The organism is Streptococcus mitis (genome assembly GCF_008763935.1).
Classification (GTDB): domain Bacteria; phylum Bacillota; class Bacilli; order Lactobacillales; family Streptococcaceae; genus Streptococcus; species Streptococcus mitis_DB.
The window spans coordinates 296,632-311,888 of the sequence record NZ_VTQF01000001.1 but is presented as its reverse complement, the minus strand read 5'-3'; the positions used below and the strand labels follow the sequence as shown (position 1 = coordinate 311,888).

The window sequence follows — 15,257 nt, the reverse complement described above, 5'->3', positions numbered from 1 at the left end:
GGATTCAAGCTAATCCCACTTCAATCCCACATGTTCGTTCATTTCTTTGTAGGCTGTATCAATTCGTTCCTTAGTCGCTTCATCTAACTGGTCACGATGACTACCACCCTCGATAAAATCTTCTAAGATATAAGTTTGGTATAGGAATAGTGGATAACCTTCTGGAGAATAGGTTCCTTTTGGTGTACGGTTTACCCAAGAAGGATGCGCTTTGGCAGTTTCGATTGTCGTCTTACCGGCTTTTTTCTTAACAGTCACATCCATGAGCACGCCACGCTCTGTCCACTTAGCATTCTCTTCATCTTGCATGGTTTCAATTCGTTGATTGGAAATGAAGTTCCCCATTGAATAGATAATGAGTTTCTTGTCCCCATCTTTTTCAACCGTTTCAGATGGTTCAACTACGTGAGGGTGCCCTCCAAAGATAATATCAGCTCCCCAATCGATCATCTTGTGATAAAGAGCCTTTTGTTCTTCAGTTGGTTCCAAGCGATATTCCACACCCATCTGAGGCATGATAATGGTGATATCCGCTTCCTTCTCTGCTCGTTCAATTTCAGCCTTCATCTTGTCTTCATTTAGGTCTGAAAGATAGCGGTTATAGTCTTCTTGAGAAATACTTTGCTCAATTCCATTGAAACCATAGGAATAGGCTAACAGTGCAACCTTGATACCATTCACTTCCTTAATGACCAGCGGAGCTTGATCACGTGACTCATGCGTATACACTCCAATAGGTGTCATTCCTGCCTTCTCAATAGCATCTGCTGTTGAGACCACACCTTCTATTTGTGAATCTAGGATATGGTTATGCGCCAAGTCTAGCACTTGATAACCGGCATCCTTGATAGCATCCATGACTTCTCCAGGTGCATTAAAGAGAGGATAACCTGCCAAATAGTGGTCCTTGTTAACAGTACCTTCAAAATCACCTATAATCAAGTCTGCTTGTTTGAGCCATGGTTTCACATAATCAAAATTTTCATGAAAATCATAAGTACCATCTTCTTTTAAAGCAGAACGATAGATGGGAATATGATAGAGGAGGTCCCCGTTGGCCATAATTCTAGCAGTTTTTTCCTCTTCCTGATCTTTAGCATTTTGATTGGTCTTATTTGCTTCTTGAGAAATGGCATCCTTTTTTTGACTGGTTAAGGGGATTCCTTGGAAACTTTCAAACAACAAGACCAAGCCCATTGATAAAGCAACTGCTAGCAAGAGTATCGCCACAAAACCCTTATTACTCCACTTGCGATAACTCCTAAAAAAGTTTACAAAACCCCTCATAAAACGAAAAACTGGTCCACGTTTATGTCTATCTTGTCTTCTCTGCATCTTCATTCTCCCTACTTTCTAATGCAAGCCTTTTCTTTTTATTATATCATAGATAAGTAATTCTTTCACAATTGAATCGAACCTAGTAGGCATTTTCTATAAAAGCTCGATGCCATAATGCTTTCATTCCTTGTCATTTTGTGATATCATGTAGAAGTAATGAAAGGAGAGAAAATGTCTGCTATAGAACGTATTACAAAAGCTGCTCACTTAATTGATATGAACGATATTATCCGCGAAGGGAATCCTACTCTACGCGCGGTTGCTGAGGAAGTTACTTTCCCCTTGTCTGACCAGGAAATCATCCTTGGAGAAAAGATGATGCAATTCCTTAAACATTCCCAAGATCCTGTAATGGCTGAAAAAATGGGACTCCGCGGTGGGGTTGGACTTGCTGCTCCTCAATTAGATATCTCAAAACGTATTATCGCTGTTTTGGTGCCAAACATTGTCGAAGAAGGCGAAACTCCACAGGAAGCTTACGACTTGCAAGCTATTATGTACAATCCAAAAATCGTCTCTCACTCTGTTCAAGACGCTGCTCTTGGCGAAGGAGAAGGGTGCCTTTCTGTTGACCGCAACGTACCTGGCTATGTTGTTCGCCATGCCCGCGTTACTGTTGACTACTTTGACAAGGATGGAGAAAAACACCGTATCAAACTCAAAGGCTACAACTCCATCGTTGTTCAGCATGAAATTGACCACATCAACGGCATCATGTTTTACGATCGCATCAATGAAAAAGACCCATTTGAAGTTAAAGATGGTTTACTAATTCTAGAATAAAGAAAATCCCGTTGCAAGACGGGGTTTTGTGTTATAATAGAGGCATGAAAACAAATGATATTGTCTATGGCGTCCACGCCGTTACCGAAGCCCTCCTTGCAAACACAGGAAACAAACTTTACCTCCAAGAAGATCTCCGAGGTAAGAATGTTGAGAAAGTCAAGGAACTAGCTACAGAAAAGAAGGTCTCCATTTCTTGGACCTCAAAAAAATCCCTCTCTGAGATGACTGAAGGTGCTGTCCACCAAGGTTTTGTTCTACGAGTGTCCGAATTTGCCTATAGTGGGCTGGACCAAATCCTTGCCAAAACACGCCAAGAAGAAAATCCTTTGCTATTAATTCTGGACGGGTTAACCGACCCTCACAACTTAGGCTCCATCTTAAGAACAGCCGATGCGACCAACGTTTCAGGTGTCATCATTCCCAAACATCGTGCTGTCGGAGTTACTCCTGTCGTTGCCAAAACGGCCACAGGTGCTATTGAGCATGTTCCAATCGCCCGAGTGACCAATCTCAGTCAAACCTTAGATAAACTTAAGGATGAAGGCTTCTGGACCTTTGGAACGGATATGAACGGTACTCCTTGCCACAAGTGGAATACAAAAGGGAAAATTGCCCTCATCATCGGAAATGAAGGAAAAGGCATCTCTAGCAACATCAAAAAACAGGTTGATGAGATGATTACCATACCTATGAATGGGCATGTTCAAAGCCTCAATGCCAGTGTTGCTGCAGCCATTCTCATGTACGAAGTTTTTCGAAATAGACTATAAAAAAGTTTCCAGTCATCTGATTGGAAACTTTTTTATGATTATACTCAATGAAAATCAAAGAGCAAACTAGGAAGCTAGCTGTAGACAGCTCAAAGCACTGCTTTGAGGTTGTAGATAAGACTGACGAAGTCAGCTCAAAACACTGTTTTGAGGTTGTGGATAGAACTGATGAAGTCAGTACCCATACCTACGGCAAAGCGAAGCTGACGTGGTTTGAAGAGATTTTCGAAGTGTATTAACTATGTTCGGTGATAAACTTGTAAGCTTCTTGACCGGCGATGGCCCCATCTCCAACTGCTGTTGTTACTTGGCGAAGGTCTTTCAAGCGAACATCTCCAACTGCAAAAATACCGTCAACTGCAGTTTTCATGTGGTTATCTGTCACAATCCAGCCTGCCTTATCTTGGATATTCAATTCTTTAACAAAATCGCTAAGAGGGTCCAAGCCAACATAGATAAAGACGCCACCGAAGGCTTGTTCTGTCACTTGACCTGTTTTCACATTTTCAAAAACGACAGATTCTACTCGGTTTTCACCTTTGATTTCCTTGACTACAGAATCCCAGATAAAGCTGATTTTCTCATTCGCAAAGGCGCGGTCTTGTAAAACCTTTTGAGCACGAAGTTGGTCACGACGGTGAACAATGGTCACAGTCTTAGCAAAACGAGTCAAGAAGAGGGTTTCTTCAACAGCTGAATCTCCACCACCAACTACCAACAAATCTTGGTCACGGAAGAAAGCACCATCACACACGGCACAGTAAGAAACACCACGACTGTTTAGTTCTTCTTCTCCAGGCACTCCCAAAGGACGGTGTTTAGAACCAGTTGCTACGATAACTGTACGTGTTTCATATGTTTGGTCATCAGTCATCACTTTCTTAAAATCACCATGATCTTCGACATTTTCAACATAACCATAAATATGCTCAACACCAAGATTTTCAAGCGGTTCAAACATCTTCTCAGCCAATTCAGGTCCACTAATATTAGCGTATCCTGGGTAATTTTCGATATCCGATGTATTATTCATCTGACCGCCTGGCAGACCACCTTCAATCAAGCCTACTTTGAGATTGCTTCGAGCAGCGTACAAGGCTGCAGTCATCCCTGCAGGTCCAGCACCGATAATAATAGTATCGTACATATAGTTTCCTTCTTTCTTGTTGTAACTATCTTCATTCTAACTCTTTCTTGTCAATCATGCAAGGATTATGCTTTGAAAACAAGAATTAAACTCATAACCGCAAAGGATAATACTGGAACAACCAAGACTCCAATCATAATCATATCATAGAGATGGGCTTGGCGAGCCTTGGCTGTCTTATCAACTCCCGACATGGCTCTTAGTCCAATCCAAATCCCTAAAAAAATCAGGACGAGGATGGTGGTCAAGATCAAACTCTCGAAATATAAAGAAAATAGTTGCAGTAGCATGATTTCTCTCACTTCTATCTTTTTTAAAGAGTAAACTCAGCTAGTCCAGCTAACTGAGTTTTCCTTTATCTATTATATCAAATATAAGTCCGTTTGTAACTAGCGAAGAATTCTTTTGTCCGCTCTTCTTTAGGATGGTGGATAATCTCATCCGGTGTTCCAGACTCAATGATTTTCCCCTTATCTAAGAAGAGAATCTTATCAGCCACTTGGGCTACAAAGGACATATCATGACTAACCAAAATCATGGTTTGACCTGACTTAGCAGCATCTGCAATAGATTTTTCTACTTCACCAACCAATTCTGGGTCAAGGGCTGAAGTTGGTTCGTCTAAGAGTAAGACATCTGGTTTCATAGCAAGCGCACGCGCCAAGGCAACCCGTTGCTTCTGTCCACCTGATAAATGGCGAGGGTAATGGTTTTCACGGTCAGAAAGCCCAACCTTAGCCAACTCTTCCTTGGCAATCTTAGTCGCTTCTTGGTCAGATAATTTCTTGACGACAACCAAGCCTTCTTTCACATTATCAAGTGCTGTTCGGCGTTCAAACAAATTAAACTGCTGAAAAACCATAGACAGCTTACGGCGTAGGGCAAGGATTTCTTCTTGAGTGATTTTAGAAAAATCAACTGAGAAATCATCAATCTGAATAGAGCCACTGTCAGGTGTTTCAAGATAATTGAGACTACGAAGAAAAGTTGATTTTCCAGCTCCTGAAGAACCAATCAAGGCTACAACTTCCCCTTTTTGAATATCCAAGTTCAGATGATCCAAGACAGTCTGTCCTGAAAAGGATTTGCTTAAATTCGAAATCTTAATCATTAACGAAGGTCTCCTTTCACATCTGTTTGCACTGTATCGGGTGCAGAAATAGCCATTTTTCTCTCGATGAAACGACCGAGGCTTTCAATTCCAATATTGACTACCCAATAAACAAGGGCTACAGAGATGAATCTCTCAAAGTAACGATAATCAGCTCCACCCAGAATCTGAGCTTGGGCAAAGACTTCCACAACACCCGCACTGAAGGCTAGAGAAGTCCCTTTGGTCAAGCCTATTAGGGAATTGATTAAAGTTGGAGTCGCCACAACAGCTGCATTTGGAATAATCACTCGACGATAAACTTGCGCTCGGGTCATCCCCAAACTACGTGCCGCCTCAATCTCACCAGGATTGACTGAGAGAATGGCTGCACGAATTGTTTCACTAGCATAAGCTGCCTCATTAAAGGCAAAGGCGACAATTGCAAAAGCAGCGGCTGGAATAGCATTAATATTGAGACCAGTTCCCCATTGCTGATTGAGAGCTTTCAAAGCCAAAGGAATTCCGTAGTAGGTCAACATGAGTTGCACCAAAATCGGTGTCCCTTTTAAGAAACTAACAAAGAAGGCCTGCAAGGGATATAAAATTTTGACACGATTGATTTTCACAATGGCAAAAAGAAGTGCTAAAACCAAGCCAAAAAGAGCACCACCAATTGTCAACATAATCGTTGTTGGAAGTTGTTGGACAATTCTCGGAATTCCATCAAAGACCGAACGCAAGCTAAAAAGTTTGCCATCCGGAATCAATTGCATCAAGTTTTGGTACCAATCTGATGCTAAAATCGTTGTAACATTCATAAAAACATCCTCTCCTGATAATGATTCATTCTACCATACTTCTGCCGTCAATGAAATTATTTGCTACGGTCAGGTACAGACTTTGTCTACCTACTAGTTTATCATACTTTGAAACAGGGAGGCTATATATTTTATCTATCAAAGAGATAGATAAAAACTATTTCAGTCCCAATTCTTCATAAGGTTTTCGATAACCGATTTGCTTAACAATTCCATTTTCTACTAAAATGGGGCGTTTTAACAACATTCCGTCTCTTGCTAGCAACTCAGCTGCTTCTTGGTTTGACAGACTTCCTACCTTATCTTTCAGCCCCAATTCACGGTATTTGATTCCACTGGTGTTGAAAAATTGCTTCAACTCAAAACCCGAGGTTTCTAGCCAGTTTAAAATGACTTCTTGGCTAGGTGTTTCTTCGACGATATGAACAGCTTTGTAGTCCACACCGAGTTGGTTTAATTCTTGTTTTGCTTTTTTACAAGTTGAACATTTTGGATATTCGATAAATTCTAACATATCTTTCACTTTCTATTTTATATCTTTAAAATCTGCTTCTTCATGCTCCAAGAGCCAAGCTTTCTTTTCCACTCCTGCAGCATACCCTGTCAGACGCTTACCTGCTCCTAACACACGATGACAAGGTACTAGGATAGACCAAGGATTGCGCCCCACTGCTCCACCAATTGCTTGAGCAGAGGCCACTTGCAGGTCTTGGGCTATTTGTCCATAGGTCACTGTCTGACCATAAGGAATTCTCTGTAAATAGGACCAAACTCGCTTTTCAAAATCCGTTCCGATTGGAGCCAAAGGCAAGTCGGATAAATCCTGAGGCTTGCCTTTAAAGTAAGCATCTAAGCAAGCAATAACTGGGTCTAAAATGGGATGACTAACAACTGCTTCTATCGTCTCATCTACTAGTCCCCTCTCAAAATGCTTCTGCTCCTGCACCCAAACGCCATACAAATAATGGTCATCCGCTACCAGTGATAGAATACCAATTGGCGAAAAGTAGAGCATTTTTACGTACTTCTTTTGCATTATTTCTTCAATTTTTGATAGGCCAAGCGTTCGCCATCAACTGGAACCTTACCAACCTGTTTAAAACCTAGTTTTTCAAAGATATGCTGCATGGCCTTGTTTTCTGCATGCGTATCTGAGCGAAAATCTAGATAGTCAAAACCTTCAATCAAACCCTCTAAGAAGGTTTGAGCAACTCCTTGTCCCTGCACATCTGCAGCCACAGCAATACGGTGAAAGACTAGGTACTCTGACTCTCCAGCTTGCCATTTTCCTTCATAAATGGCTTCATAGGCTGCCTCTGGACTTTTGGTCACAGCTGCATATGCTAGTAGTTCTCCCTCTTCCAAGGCTACATAGGCTTGACCTGAGATAATATCCTCAATAATAATATCAGCATTTGGATAGCCATTTTGCCACTGGTCACTACCAGCATCTGCTAAACATTTTTTAGCATCCTCCATCACCTGCATGATGGCACCTACTTCATTTGGAAAAGCTAAACGAATCTCCATCTTTTCTCCTCATTTCTGACTAGTTTCTCCCATCATAGCATAATTTAAGCCTTTTCACAAGCAGTTAAAACTTGACTTTCTGTTTTTATTATTTTATAATCTAGTTATTAAAACTAGATAAAAAGGAGTTGAAAATGAAAACTACCTTTTCCTACCCAAAATGGGCAGAAATTCCAAACATTGACCTCTATCTGGACCAGGTTTTACTCTATGTCAATCAGGTCTGCGCTCCTGTCTCTCCAGATAAAGACAAGGGCCTGACAGCATCCATGGTCAATAACTATGTCAAACATGGTTACCTGACAAAGCCTGACAAGAAAAAATACCAACGCCAACAGATTGCCCGTTTGATCGCTATCACAACCCTCAAGTCTGTCTTTTCAATTCAAGAAATCGCTCAGACACTGAATACTCTCCAAAGTCAAGCCAGTTCAGATCAACTCTACGATGCTTTTGTAGACTACATGAACCAAGGAATTGATCCAGCTAATCCCATTATCCAAACCAGCTGCCAAACCGTTAAACTCTATCATCAAACTCTAGCCTTAATCCATCATACTCAAGAGAAGGTAATCCAATGAACACTAGTCTTAAACTCAGCAAACAACTCAGTTTTGGAGAGGAGATTGCTAATAGTGTGACCCATGCTGTGGGTGCAGTCATCATGCTCATCTTGCTGCCTATTTCATCCACCTATAGTTATGAGACACACGGATTTTTATCCTCTATCGGCGTTTCCATTTTCGTCATCAGTCTCTTTCTCATGTTCCTCTCATCCACCATTTATCACTCTATGGCCTATGGTTCGACCCATAAATATGTCTTGAGAATCATTGATCATTCTATGATTTATGTTGCTATTGCAGGCTCATACACGCCCGTCGTCTTGACCTTAATGAATAACTGGTTTGGCTATCTAATTATTGCCATCCAATGGGGAACAACCATCTTTGGTATTCTCTATAAAATCTTTGCTAAAAAAGTCAATGAGAAATTTAGCCTTGCTCTTTACCTGATTATGGGCTGGTTGGTTCTAGCTATCATTCCTGCCATTATCAGTCAAACAACGCCAATTTTCTGGAGTCTCATGGTAAGCGGTGGACTCTGTTATACAGTTGGGGCTGGATTTTACGCCAAGAAAAAACCTTATTTCCACATGATTTGGCATCTCTTTATCCTAGCTGCGTCTGCCCTCCAATACATTGCCATTGTTTATTACATGTAAAAAAGTTGAGAAATTCAATCTCAACTTTTTTCTTTACACATATTGATAAAGTACTGGTGCAAGCGCACATCATCAGTCAATTCTGGATGAAAAGAAGTTACCAACATATTTTTTTCTTGGGCTGCAACGATTTGATTATCAACTGTTGCTAGAATTTCTACACCCTCTCCAACACTGATGATAATCGGACCACGGATAAAGGTCATTGGAATCTGACCGACTCCCTTACATTCTGCTTCCGTATAGAAACTTCCTAGTTGGCGCCCATAGGCATTGCGCTCGACCACCATATCCATAGTTCCTAGATGACTCTCTTCCTGAGAAGTAATTTCTTTAGCCAGCAAAATCAAGCCTGCACAGGTTCCAAAGGCTGGTAAACCAGATAGAATGGCTTCTCGAATGGGAATCAGCATGTCCTGCTCACGTAAGAGCTTGCCCATGGTTGTAGATTCCCCACCAGGTAATATCAAACCCGACAAATCACTCTGATGTTTCTGAAAATCTTCTAAATTTCTGATTTCAACACTCTCGACACCTAATCGATCTAGCACTTTTGCATGTTCTGCAAAGGCCCCTTGCAAGGCCAATATTCCGATTTTCATCTATTTTCCTCGCTCTGCCATGAGAATTTGAATTTCATTTTCATTAATACCAACCATGGCTTCGCCTAGATCTTCAGAGATTTGAGCTAGGATTTGAGGATTACGGAAGTTAGTTACCGCTTTGACAATGGCACTCGCTCGTTTAACAGGATCGCCTGATTTGAAAATACCTGATCCAACAAAAACACCCTCTGCCCCTAATTGCATCATCAGCGCAGCATCTGCTGGCGTTGCAACGCCTCCAGCTGCAAAGTTTACAACAGGCAATTTTCCATGCTCATGGACGTATTGAACCAATTCTACAGGGACTTGTAAGTCCTTAGCAGCAACATAAAGTTCGTCCTCACGTAGGTTTTGAATGCGGCGAATTTCCTGATTCATCATACGCATATGACGAACAGCTTGGACGATATCCCCCGTACCCGGTTCTCCTTTGGTACGAATCATAGAAGCACCTTCAGCGATACGACGCAAGGCCTCGCCCAAATCCTTAGCTCCACAGACAAAAGGAACTTGGAATTCTTTCTTATCCACATGGAAACGGTCGTCAGCTGGAGATAAAACTTCACTCTCATCGATATAGTCAATTTCAATAGCCTCTAAAATCTGAGCTTCAACAAAGTGCCCGATTCTGACCTTGGCCATTACTGGAATGCTAACCGCTTCTTGGATTTCCTTAATCATCTTTGGATCACTCATACGGGAAACCCCACCAGCCGCACGGATATCAGCCGGAATTCGTTCCAAGGCCATCACAGCTGCCGCACCAGCAGCCTCTGCAATACGGGCTTGTTCAGGGTTCTGAACGTCCATGATAACCCCACCCTTGAGCATCTGCGCCAAGTTTTTATTTAGTTCATAACGATTTTCAGTCATTTCTTTATCCTCATCATTTGTATTGGTAGCTACCATTTCATTTTAAGTTAGATTAGAAGGAATCACAAGATAAAAATAATGTAATTGTATGGGTACACATTGATTAAAAAACTATCTGACCTTAACTTAAGGACAGATAGTTCATCAAATTTTATTTTTCAGCTGTAAGGGCAGCCATTGTGATGTAGTTATATGGTTTGTTGAAGTGTGGCAAGAAGAATAGGTCTGTCAATGCCAATTTATCAATTGTCACATGTTCTTGGATAGCAAGTGAGAACATGTGGATTCCCATACTAATCGCAGGGTCATGTGAAACCATTTGTGCACCAAGAATTTCACGACTATCTTTGTCAAAGACAATCTTGATGGCTACTTCATGGTTATCATGTTTCATGAATTCTGGTTTTTGAAGATCGTTAAAGCCTGTTTCAGTTGCGTTGTAACCAGCAGCTTTAGCTTTTTCAAGAGTCAAACCAGTTGAAACCATGTGAAGACCGTAGATTGAGATACCGTTTGAACCTTGAACACCGATTCCTTCCAATTCATGTCCACAAGCATTGTAAGCACCAACAATACCAGTACGAACTGCGTTTGAAGCAAGTGCGATGTAGCTTGTATCTTTACGAGCGTTGTCATAAACAGTCGCACAGTCTCCAACAGCAAATACACCAGGAAGTGAAGTTTCTTGTTTCTTGTTTACAAGGAAAGCACCGTTACGGAAGAGTTCAATCTTACCATCAGCAAGAGCAGTATTTGGACGGAAACCAACTGCAAGGATAACCATATCCACATCGAAAGTTTCTTTATCAGTAATCAAGCGTTCAACTTTACCGTCACCCTCGATTGCTTTAACAGTTTGACCAAGAGCCAAGCGAATGTTGTGGTCTTCCAAGTTCTTCGCCATCATTTGTGTGAAGTCTTTGTCATAGTAACCGTTCAAGACAGTATCAACGATATCAACAAGGACAACTTCTTTTCCAAGACGTTCAAAGGCTTCAGCAAGTTCAACACCGATATAACCACCACCAACAACGGCGATACGGTCAAGGTGTTGACTCTTGTCAGCAAGTTTATTGATAACTTCTTCAGCATTTTGGTACAATTTCACGAATTGTACGTTTTCAAGAGTTGCTTTAAATTCGCGGTTTCCTTTAACAATTTCAACACCTTCGATTGGTGGCAAGATTGGTGTAGAACCCGTAGCAAAAATCAATTTCTCGTATGATTCTTTGTGTTCTTTTCCTTCAACTTCAGCTGTAACTACTTTGTTATCATAGTCGATTGAAAGAACTGGTGAATTCATGTAAACCTTAGCACCCTTAGCTTCCAATTTTTCTTTATCAGAATAGAACAAGCCTTCAGCACCGTCAATTTGTTCACCGATCCAAAGGGCCATTCCACATCCTAGGAAAGAGATGTTAGAGTTTTGGTCGAATACAACAATTTCGTTCTCATTACCAAAATTATCCAACATAGTATTAATACATGCTGTACCAGCGTGGTTAGCACCAACTACAACGATTTTACTCATAGAAAAATTCCTACCTTTAATTTTAAATTTACTCTTCTAGTATAACATTTACTGTTAGCGTTTACAAGAGTTTAGCTAATTTTCCCGATTTTTTTGTAAAAAAGTGTAAATAATCTGTATTTTATCAGCCTTTCTTACAATTACTCTTTATATTTTCTGAGCATATTTCTTGACAACTTTACAAATTTTATTTGTGAAAACGCTGACTTTATGGTATGCTAGTATCATGGAAAGAAAATGTAAAGGGTTAAATTTAATATAAATTTACTATATTTCAGCCTTCTTTTCATAAGAGAAAGGAGTTGGTAGCTTGCCTCTTAGTTCACATTCCGAACGGCTAATGGGAACCACTATCACTATTTCATTAGTGGATGAGCGAGCAGATATCTTGCTCCAAAAATCCTTTGATTTGCTCAAAGAGATCGAATACCGCTTCAACGCCAATAGCCAAGAATCTGAGTTGATGGAAATCAATTATCAAGCTGGAATAGCTCCTGTCAAGGTTCATCCAGACCTGTTTGAACTGATTTCACTTGGTTTAGAGCATAGCCTAGCGCCCTCTAGCCATCTCAACATCAGTATTGGTCCCTTAATTCAAACCTGGCGCATCGGTTTTTCGGATGCCAAGGTCGCACAACCTCAAGAAATTGAATCGGTACTTCCTTTAATCAATCCTCATTATATCGAGTTAGATTCTTCCACTTCCACTGTGTTTTTAAAACAGAAAGGAATGAAGATTGATCTTGGTTGTTTAGCCAAGGGTTATAGTGCGGATAAGGTTGCCCAATTTCTTAGAGAAGAGGGAGTGACATCTGCCTTGATTAATCTGGGAGGGAATATCCTGACCATTGGAAAAAATCAGGCAAGAGGAAATCAGCCTTGGCAAATCGGGATTCAAGACCCAGCTAATCCGAGGGGAAATCACTTAATGACCATCCCGGTTGTCAATAAATCTGTCGTGACTTCAGGCATTTATGAACGTCACCTGACAGTCGATGGAAAAGATTACCATCACATTTTTGACAGTCATACAGGATATCCTATTGAAACGGAACTTGCTAGTCTCACAATTATCTCTGATAAATCAGTTGATGGTGAAATATGGACAACTCGTTTATTTGGAGAAAGACCTGCTTCTATCCTCTGGCAAGTCGAAAGTTTAGAGGGCATCGAAGCTATCCTCATCGATAAGGAAGGTCACCTAAGTTGTTCTTCAGGAATTCCTACTCTATAGAAATGGATGTTTCAATGGAGTTTTAAAATCGTATTATGTAAAAAGAGAAAGGAAATCTCATGTTAAAACTTATTGCTATTGTTGGAACAAATTCAAAACGTTCTACAAACCGCCAATTGCTTCAATACATGCAAAAACACTTTGCTGAAAAAGCTGAAATTGAACTTGTTGAAATTAAAGACATTCCTGTCTTCAATAAACCAGCTGACAAGCAAGTGCCTGCTGAAATTCTGGAAATTGCTGCTAAAATTGAAGAGGCAGATGGCGTTATTATCGGTACTCCTGAGTATGACCACTCTATCCCAGCTGTTTTGATGAGTGCTCTCGCTTGGTTATCTTACGGTGTTTATCCACTTTTGAATAAGCCAATCATGATTACCGGTGCTTCATACGGGACACTTGGTTCATCTCGTGCCCAATTACAACTTCGTCAAATCTTGAACTCACCAGAAATCAAGGCAAGCGTCCTACCAGACGAATTCTTACTTTCTCATTCTCTCCAAGCCTTCAATAACAATGGAGATTTAGTGGATCTTGATGTTATTCAAAAAATGGATGCCATTTTTGATGACTTCCGTATCTTTGTAAAAATTACAGAAAAATTGCGCAACGCACAAGAATTACTTCGCAAAGATGCTGAAGACTTTGACTGGGAAAATTTGTAAGATAGGAGACCAAAAAGAATGAAATTTGTTGGACTTGTAGGATCAAACTACGATCAATCATATAACCGTAAACTCTTGGAATTCATCCGTCGTCACTTCAAACTCAAATTTGAATTAGAAGTTCTTGAAATTGATGAAGTTCCAATGTTTAACCAAGACGAAAAATGGGATGAAAGCTTCCAATTGCGTCTCTTGTATAACAGAATTACACGTGCTGATGGTGTCATTATCGCTACTCCTGAGCACAACCACACAATCTCAGCTTCTCTTAAATCTGTTCTTGAATGGCTTTCATACGAAGTTCATCCATTTGAAAACAAACCAGTTATGATTGTGGGAGCTTCTTACTACGACCAAGGTACTTCTCGTGCCCAAGTTCACCTTCGTAAGATTCTTGACGCTCCAGGTGTCAATGCCTATACACTTCCTGGAAACGAATTCCTTCTTGGTAAAGCCAAAGAAGCTTTTGACGCAGAGGGCAATATCACGAATGAAGGAACAGTTAAATTCCTCGAAACTTGCTTGGATAATTTTGTAAAATATGTAGGAGTTGTTTCAAAATTGAAAAAACCAAAACCAATTGAACCAGAAGATTTGGATTGTGGCAGACCAATTGCTACCACAATCACAGAAGTTGATCCCGATGATCCAGAATGGGTTGAAAAAGTTGCTGAAATTACTGGTGCGGTTTCAGGTGATACCTATGTCAAACTAGATCATGGTATCTTAACTGTTAACCAAATCGATATGTTCTTGAAAGCAATGCCATTTGAATTGACATTTGCAGATGATAACAACCAATTCTTATACTACAATAATGTTCACCAAGATCCAAACACCATGTTTGCTAAACGTGTACCATCTCAATCTGGTAACCGTCTCTCAACTGTCCATAACTCACTTCCCGGTGGACGTATGAAAAATGTTGAATGGGTTGTCGGTGTACTGCGTAATGGTGATCAAGAATATGTTCGTACAATCGTTCCTGGATCTCCTGCAGGGGTTATCAATACTCACAACTATCAAGCTATGTACTATCCTGATGGATCATACGCTGGTATCAATGAAATAGTCTTCAACTTCCAACCATGGCTTGATTGGTACCTCAATACAACTGGTCAACGTCTAGTTGGTGGAAATGCTGCAGCTCCTGCTGGCGGACATGGTCACGGTGATGCAGATGCTACATCTGGAGCTTCTGATGCAGGTGAGGCTGGAGGCCACGGTGGTGGTGCAGACGCTACATCTGGAGCAAGCAACTAATAGTAGTTTTAGGAACCAAATTGGTTCCTTTTTTAACCAAAAAAGACTAGCAGTTTGTATCTGCTAGTCTTTTGATTATGATTTCACCAATCTTTGTTAAAAGAAAGAATAGTGCTTATGAATTTGGATCATCAAGACTTCTGCCATGTAACCCTTTTTCACGTTGGACTTGACGTAGTTTCTCTGGTGTAACATCGTTTCCTTCTTCGTCCACAATTTTGATTCCTTCAATGTGGTGACGAACAGAGCGACGATAGCCTTCGATATACTCCTCACGAAGTTTAGCTTGTTCCACTTTTTCAGCAGAAGTTAAGCCTTCTGTTTTTTTCTTTTTGGCAAGCTCGTTGATACGAGCGATTTTTTTCGGATCCATTTCTTC

At 40.7% G+C, this 15,257-nt stretch carries 20 protein-coding genes; 8 read left to right on the top strand and 12 right to left on the bottom strand.

Annotation, left to right across the window (positions count from 1 at the left end; genetic code table 11):
- Window positions 1–9: 9 nt before the first annotated feature.
- Entirely contained in the window at window positions 10–1,335 is a 1,326-nt protein-coding gene (locus F9B91_RS01480) for a CapA family protein (protein WP_150922328.1), read from the bottom strand.
- A gap of 174 nt (window positions 1,336–1,509) precedes the next feature.
- Here F9B91_RS01480 and def point away from each other — a divergent pair, with 174 nt between their 5' ends.
- Genes def through F9B91_RS11395 form a run of 3 tightly spaced genes read left to right on the top strand, consistent with a single transcriptional unit; the run spans window position 1,510 to window position 3,133 of the window.
- Window positions 1,510–2,121 carry a peptide deformylase gene (gene def, locus F9B91_RS01475; RefSeq protein ID WP_045611905.1) on the top strand — a complete coding sequence of 204 codons (612 nt, stop codon included), beginning with the start codon at window positions 1,510–1,512 and terminating at the stop codon, window positions 2,119–2,121.
- Window positions 2,122–2,165: 44 nt separating this feature from the next.
- Window positions 2,166–2,894 carry a 23S rRNA (guanosine(2251)-2'-O)-methyltransferase RlmB gene (gene rlmB, locus F9B91_RS01470; RefSeq protein WP_060627964.1) on the top strand — a complete coding sequence of 243 codons (729 nt, stop codon included), beginning with the start codon at window positions 2,166–2,168 and terminating at the stop codon, window positions 2,892–2,894.
- A gap of 47 nt (window positions 2,895–2,941) precedes the next feature.
- The gene (locus tag F9B91_RS11395) at window positions 2,942–3,133 is read left to right on the top strand and encodes a hypothetical protein (RefSeq protein WP_084886800.1); all 192 of its coding nucleotides are present in this window, start codon (window positions 2,942–2,944) and stop codon (window positions 3,131–3,133) included.
- Here F9B91_RS11395 and trxB read toward each other — a convergent pair.
- The 7 genes from trxB to F9B91_RS01430 all read right to left on the bottom strand — a co-directional run bounded on the left by trxB (window position 3,130) and on the right by F9B91_RS01430 (window position 7,482).
- On the bottom strand, window positions 3,130–4,041 hold the full coding sequence (gene trxB / locus F9B91_RS01460; protein ID WP_150922327.1) for a thioredoxin-disulfide reductase: 912 nt from the start codon (window positions 4,039–4,041) through the stop codon (window positions 3,130–3,132). The genes F9B91_RS11395 and trxB overlap by 4 nt on opposite strands.
- A gap of 65 nt (window positions 4,042–4,106) precedes the next feature.
- Window positions 4,107–4,331: a DUF4059 family protein gene (locus F9B91_RS01455; protein WP_000926599.1), complete on the bottom strand. Its 225-nt coding sequence runs from the start codon at window positions 4,329–4,331 to the stop codon at window positions 4,107–4,109.
- 77 nt (window positions 4,332–4,408) lie between these two features.
- Window positions 4,409–5,152 (bottom strand): amino acid ABC transporter ATP-binding protein, encoded by a 744-nt coding sequence (locus tag F9B91_RS01450; protein ID WP_000590982.1) that lies wholly within the window; start codon window positions 5,150–5,152, stop codon window positions 4,409–4,411.
- Entirely contained in the window at window positions 5,152–5,952 is an 801-nt protein-coding gene (locus F9B91_RS01445) for an amino acid ABC transporter permease (protein ID WP_001103449.1), read from the bottom strand. The genes F9B91_RS01450 and F9B91_RS01445 overlap by 1 nt, the downstream gene beginning before the upstream one ends.
- Before the next feature lie 157 nt (window positions 5,953–6,109).
- The gene (locus F9B91_RS01440; protein ID WP_150922443.1) at window positions 6,110–6,466 is read right to left on the bottom strand and encodes an arsenate reductase family protein; all 357 of its coding nucleotides are present in this window, start codon (window positions 6,464–6,466) and stop codon (window positions 6,110–6,112) included.
- Window positions 6,467–6,478: 12 nt separating this feature from the next.
- A complete protein-coding gene (locus F9B91_RS01435) occupies window positions 6,479–6,988 on the bottom strand; it encodes a methylated-DNA--[protein]-cysteine S-methyltransferase (RefSeq protein WP_150922326.1) in 510 nt (169 codons plus the stop codon).
- The gene (locus F9B91_RS01430) at window positions 6,988–7,482 is read right to left on the bottom strand and encodes a GNAT family N-acetyltransferase (RefSeq protein WP_150922325.1); all 495 of its coding nucleotides are present in this window, start codon (window positions 7,480–7,482) and stop codon (window positions 6,988–6,990) included. Before F9B91_RS01430 ends, F9B91_RS01435 begins: the two co-directional genes overlap by 1 nt.
- A gap of 134 nt (window positions 7,483–7,616) precedes the next feature.
- Between F9B91_RS01430 and F9B91_RS01425 the strand changes: the two genes are divergently transcribed.
- Both F9B91_RS01425 and trhA read left to right on the top strand, forming a co-directional pair.
- Window positions 7,617–8,063 carry a DUF1836 domain-containing protein gene (locus F9B91_RS01425; protein WP_150922324.1) on the top strand — a complete coding sequence of 149 codons (447 nt, stop codon included), beginning with the start codon at window positions 7,617–7,619 and terminating at the stop codon, window positions 8,061–8,063.
- Window positions 8,060–8,707: a PAQR family membrane homeostasis protein TrhA gene (gene trhA, locus F9B91_RS01420; RefSeq protein ID WP_125852044.1), complete on the top strand. Its 648-nt coding sequence runs from the start codon at window positions 8,060–8,062 to the stop codon at window positions 8,705–8,707. Before F9B91_RS01425 ends, trhA begins: the two co-directional genes overlap by 4 nt.
- Window positions 8,708–8,727: 20 nt before the next feature.
- Here trhA and pdxT read toward each other — a convergent pair whose 3' ends face one another.
- From pdxT to nox, 3 genes are all read right to left on the bottom strand, one after another.
- A complete protein-coding gene (pdxT, locus tag F9B91_RS01415) occupies window positions 8,728–9,309 on the bottom strand; it encodes a pyridoxal 5'-phosphate synthase glutaminase subunit PdxT (protein WP_125852045.1) in 582 nt (193 codons plus the stop codon).
- Window positions 9,310–10,185, bottom strand: a complete 876-nt coding sequence (gene pdxS / locus F9B91_RS01410; protein WP_000138517.1) for a pyridoxal 5'-phosphate synthase lyase subunit PdxS — start codon at window positions 10,183–10,185, stop codon at window positions 9,310–9,312.
- A gap of 151 nt (window positions 10,186–10,336) precedes the next feature.
- On the bottom strand, window positions 10,337–11,716 hold the full coding sequence (nox, locus tag F9B91_RS01405; protein WP_150922323.1) for a H2O-forming NADH oxidase: 1,380 nt from the start codon (window positions 11,714–11,716) through the stop codon (window positions 10,337–10,339).
- Window positions 11,717–12,026: 310 nt separating this feature from the next.
- On the opposite strand from nox, the gene F9B91_RS01400 reads away from it, so the two are divergent.
- Genes F9B91_RS01400 through F9B91_RS01390 form a run of 3 tightly spaced genes read left to right on the top strand, consistent with a single transcriptional unit; the run spans window position 12,027 to window position 14,878 of the window.
- Window positions 12,027–12,950: an FAD:protein FMN transferase gene (locus tag F9B91_RS01400; RefSeq protein ID WP_150922322.1), complete on the top strand. Its 924-nt coding sequence runs from the start codon at window positions 12,027–12,029 to the stop codon at window positions 12,948–12,950.
- 59 nt (window positions 12,951–13,009) lie between these two features.
- Window positions 13,010–13,615, top strand: coding sequence for an NADPH-dependent FMN reductase (locus F9B91_RS01395; RefSeq protein WP_084923420.1), 606 nt, complete (start codon window positions 13,010–13,012; stop codon window positions 13,613–13,615).
- Between the two features lie 18 nt (window positions 13,616–13,633).
- On the top strand, window positions 13,634–14,878 hold the full coding sequence (locus F9B91_RS01390) for an NAD(P)H-dependent oxidoreductase (protein WP_049500118.1): 1,245 nt from the start codon (window positions 13,634–13,636) through the stop codon (window positions 14,876–14,878).
- 115 nt (window positions 14,879–14,993) lie between these two features.
- Here the strand turns inward: F9B91_RS01390 and F9B91_RS01385 are convergent, their stop codons facing one another.
- On the bottom strand, window positions 14,994–15,251 hold the full coding sequence (locus F9B91_RS01385; protein WP_000371291.1) for a DUF896 family protein: 258 nt from the start codon (window positions 15,249–15,251) through the stop codon (window positions 14,994–14,996).
- Window positions 15,252–15,257 lie beyond the last annotated feature (6 nt).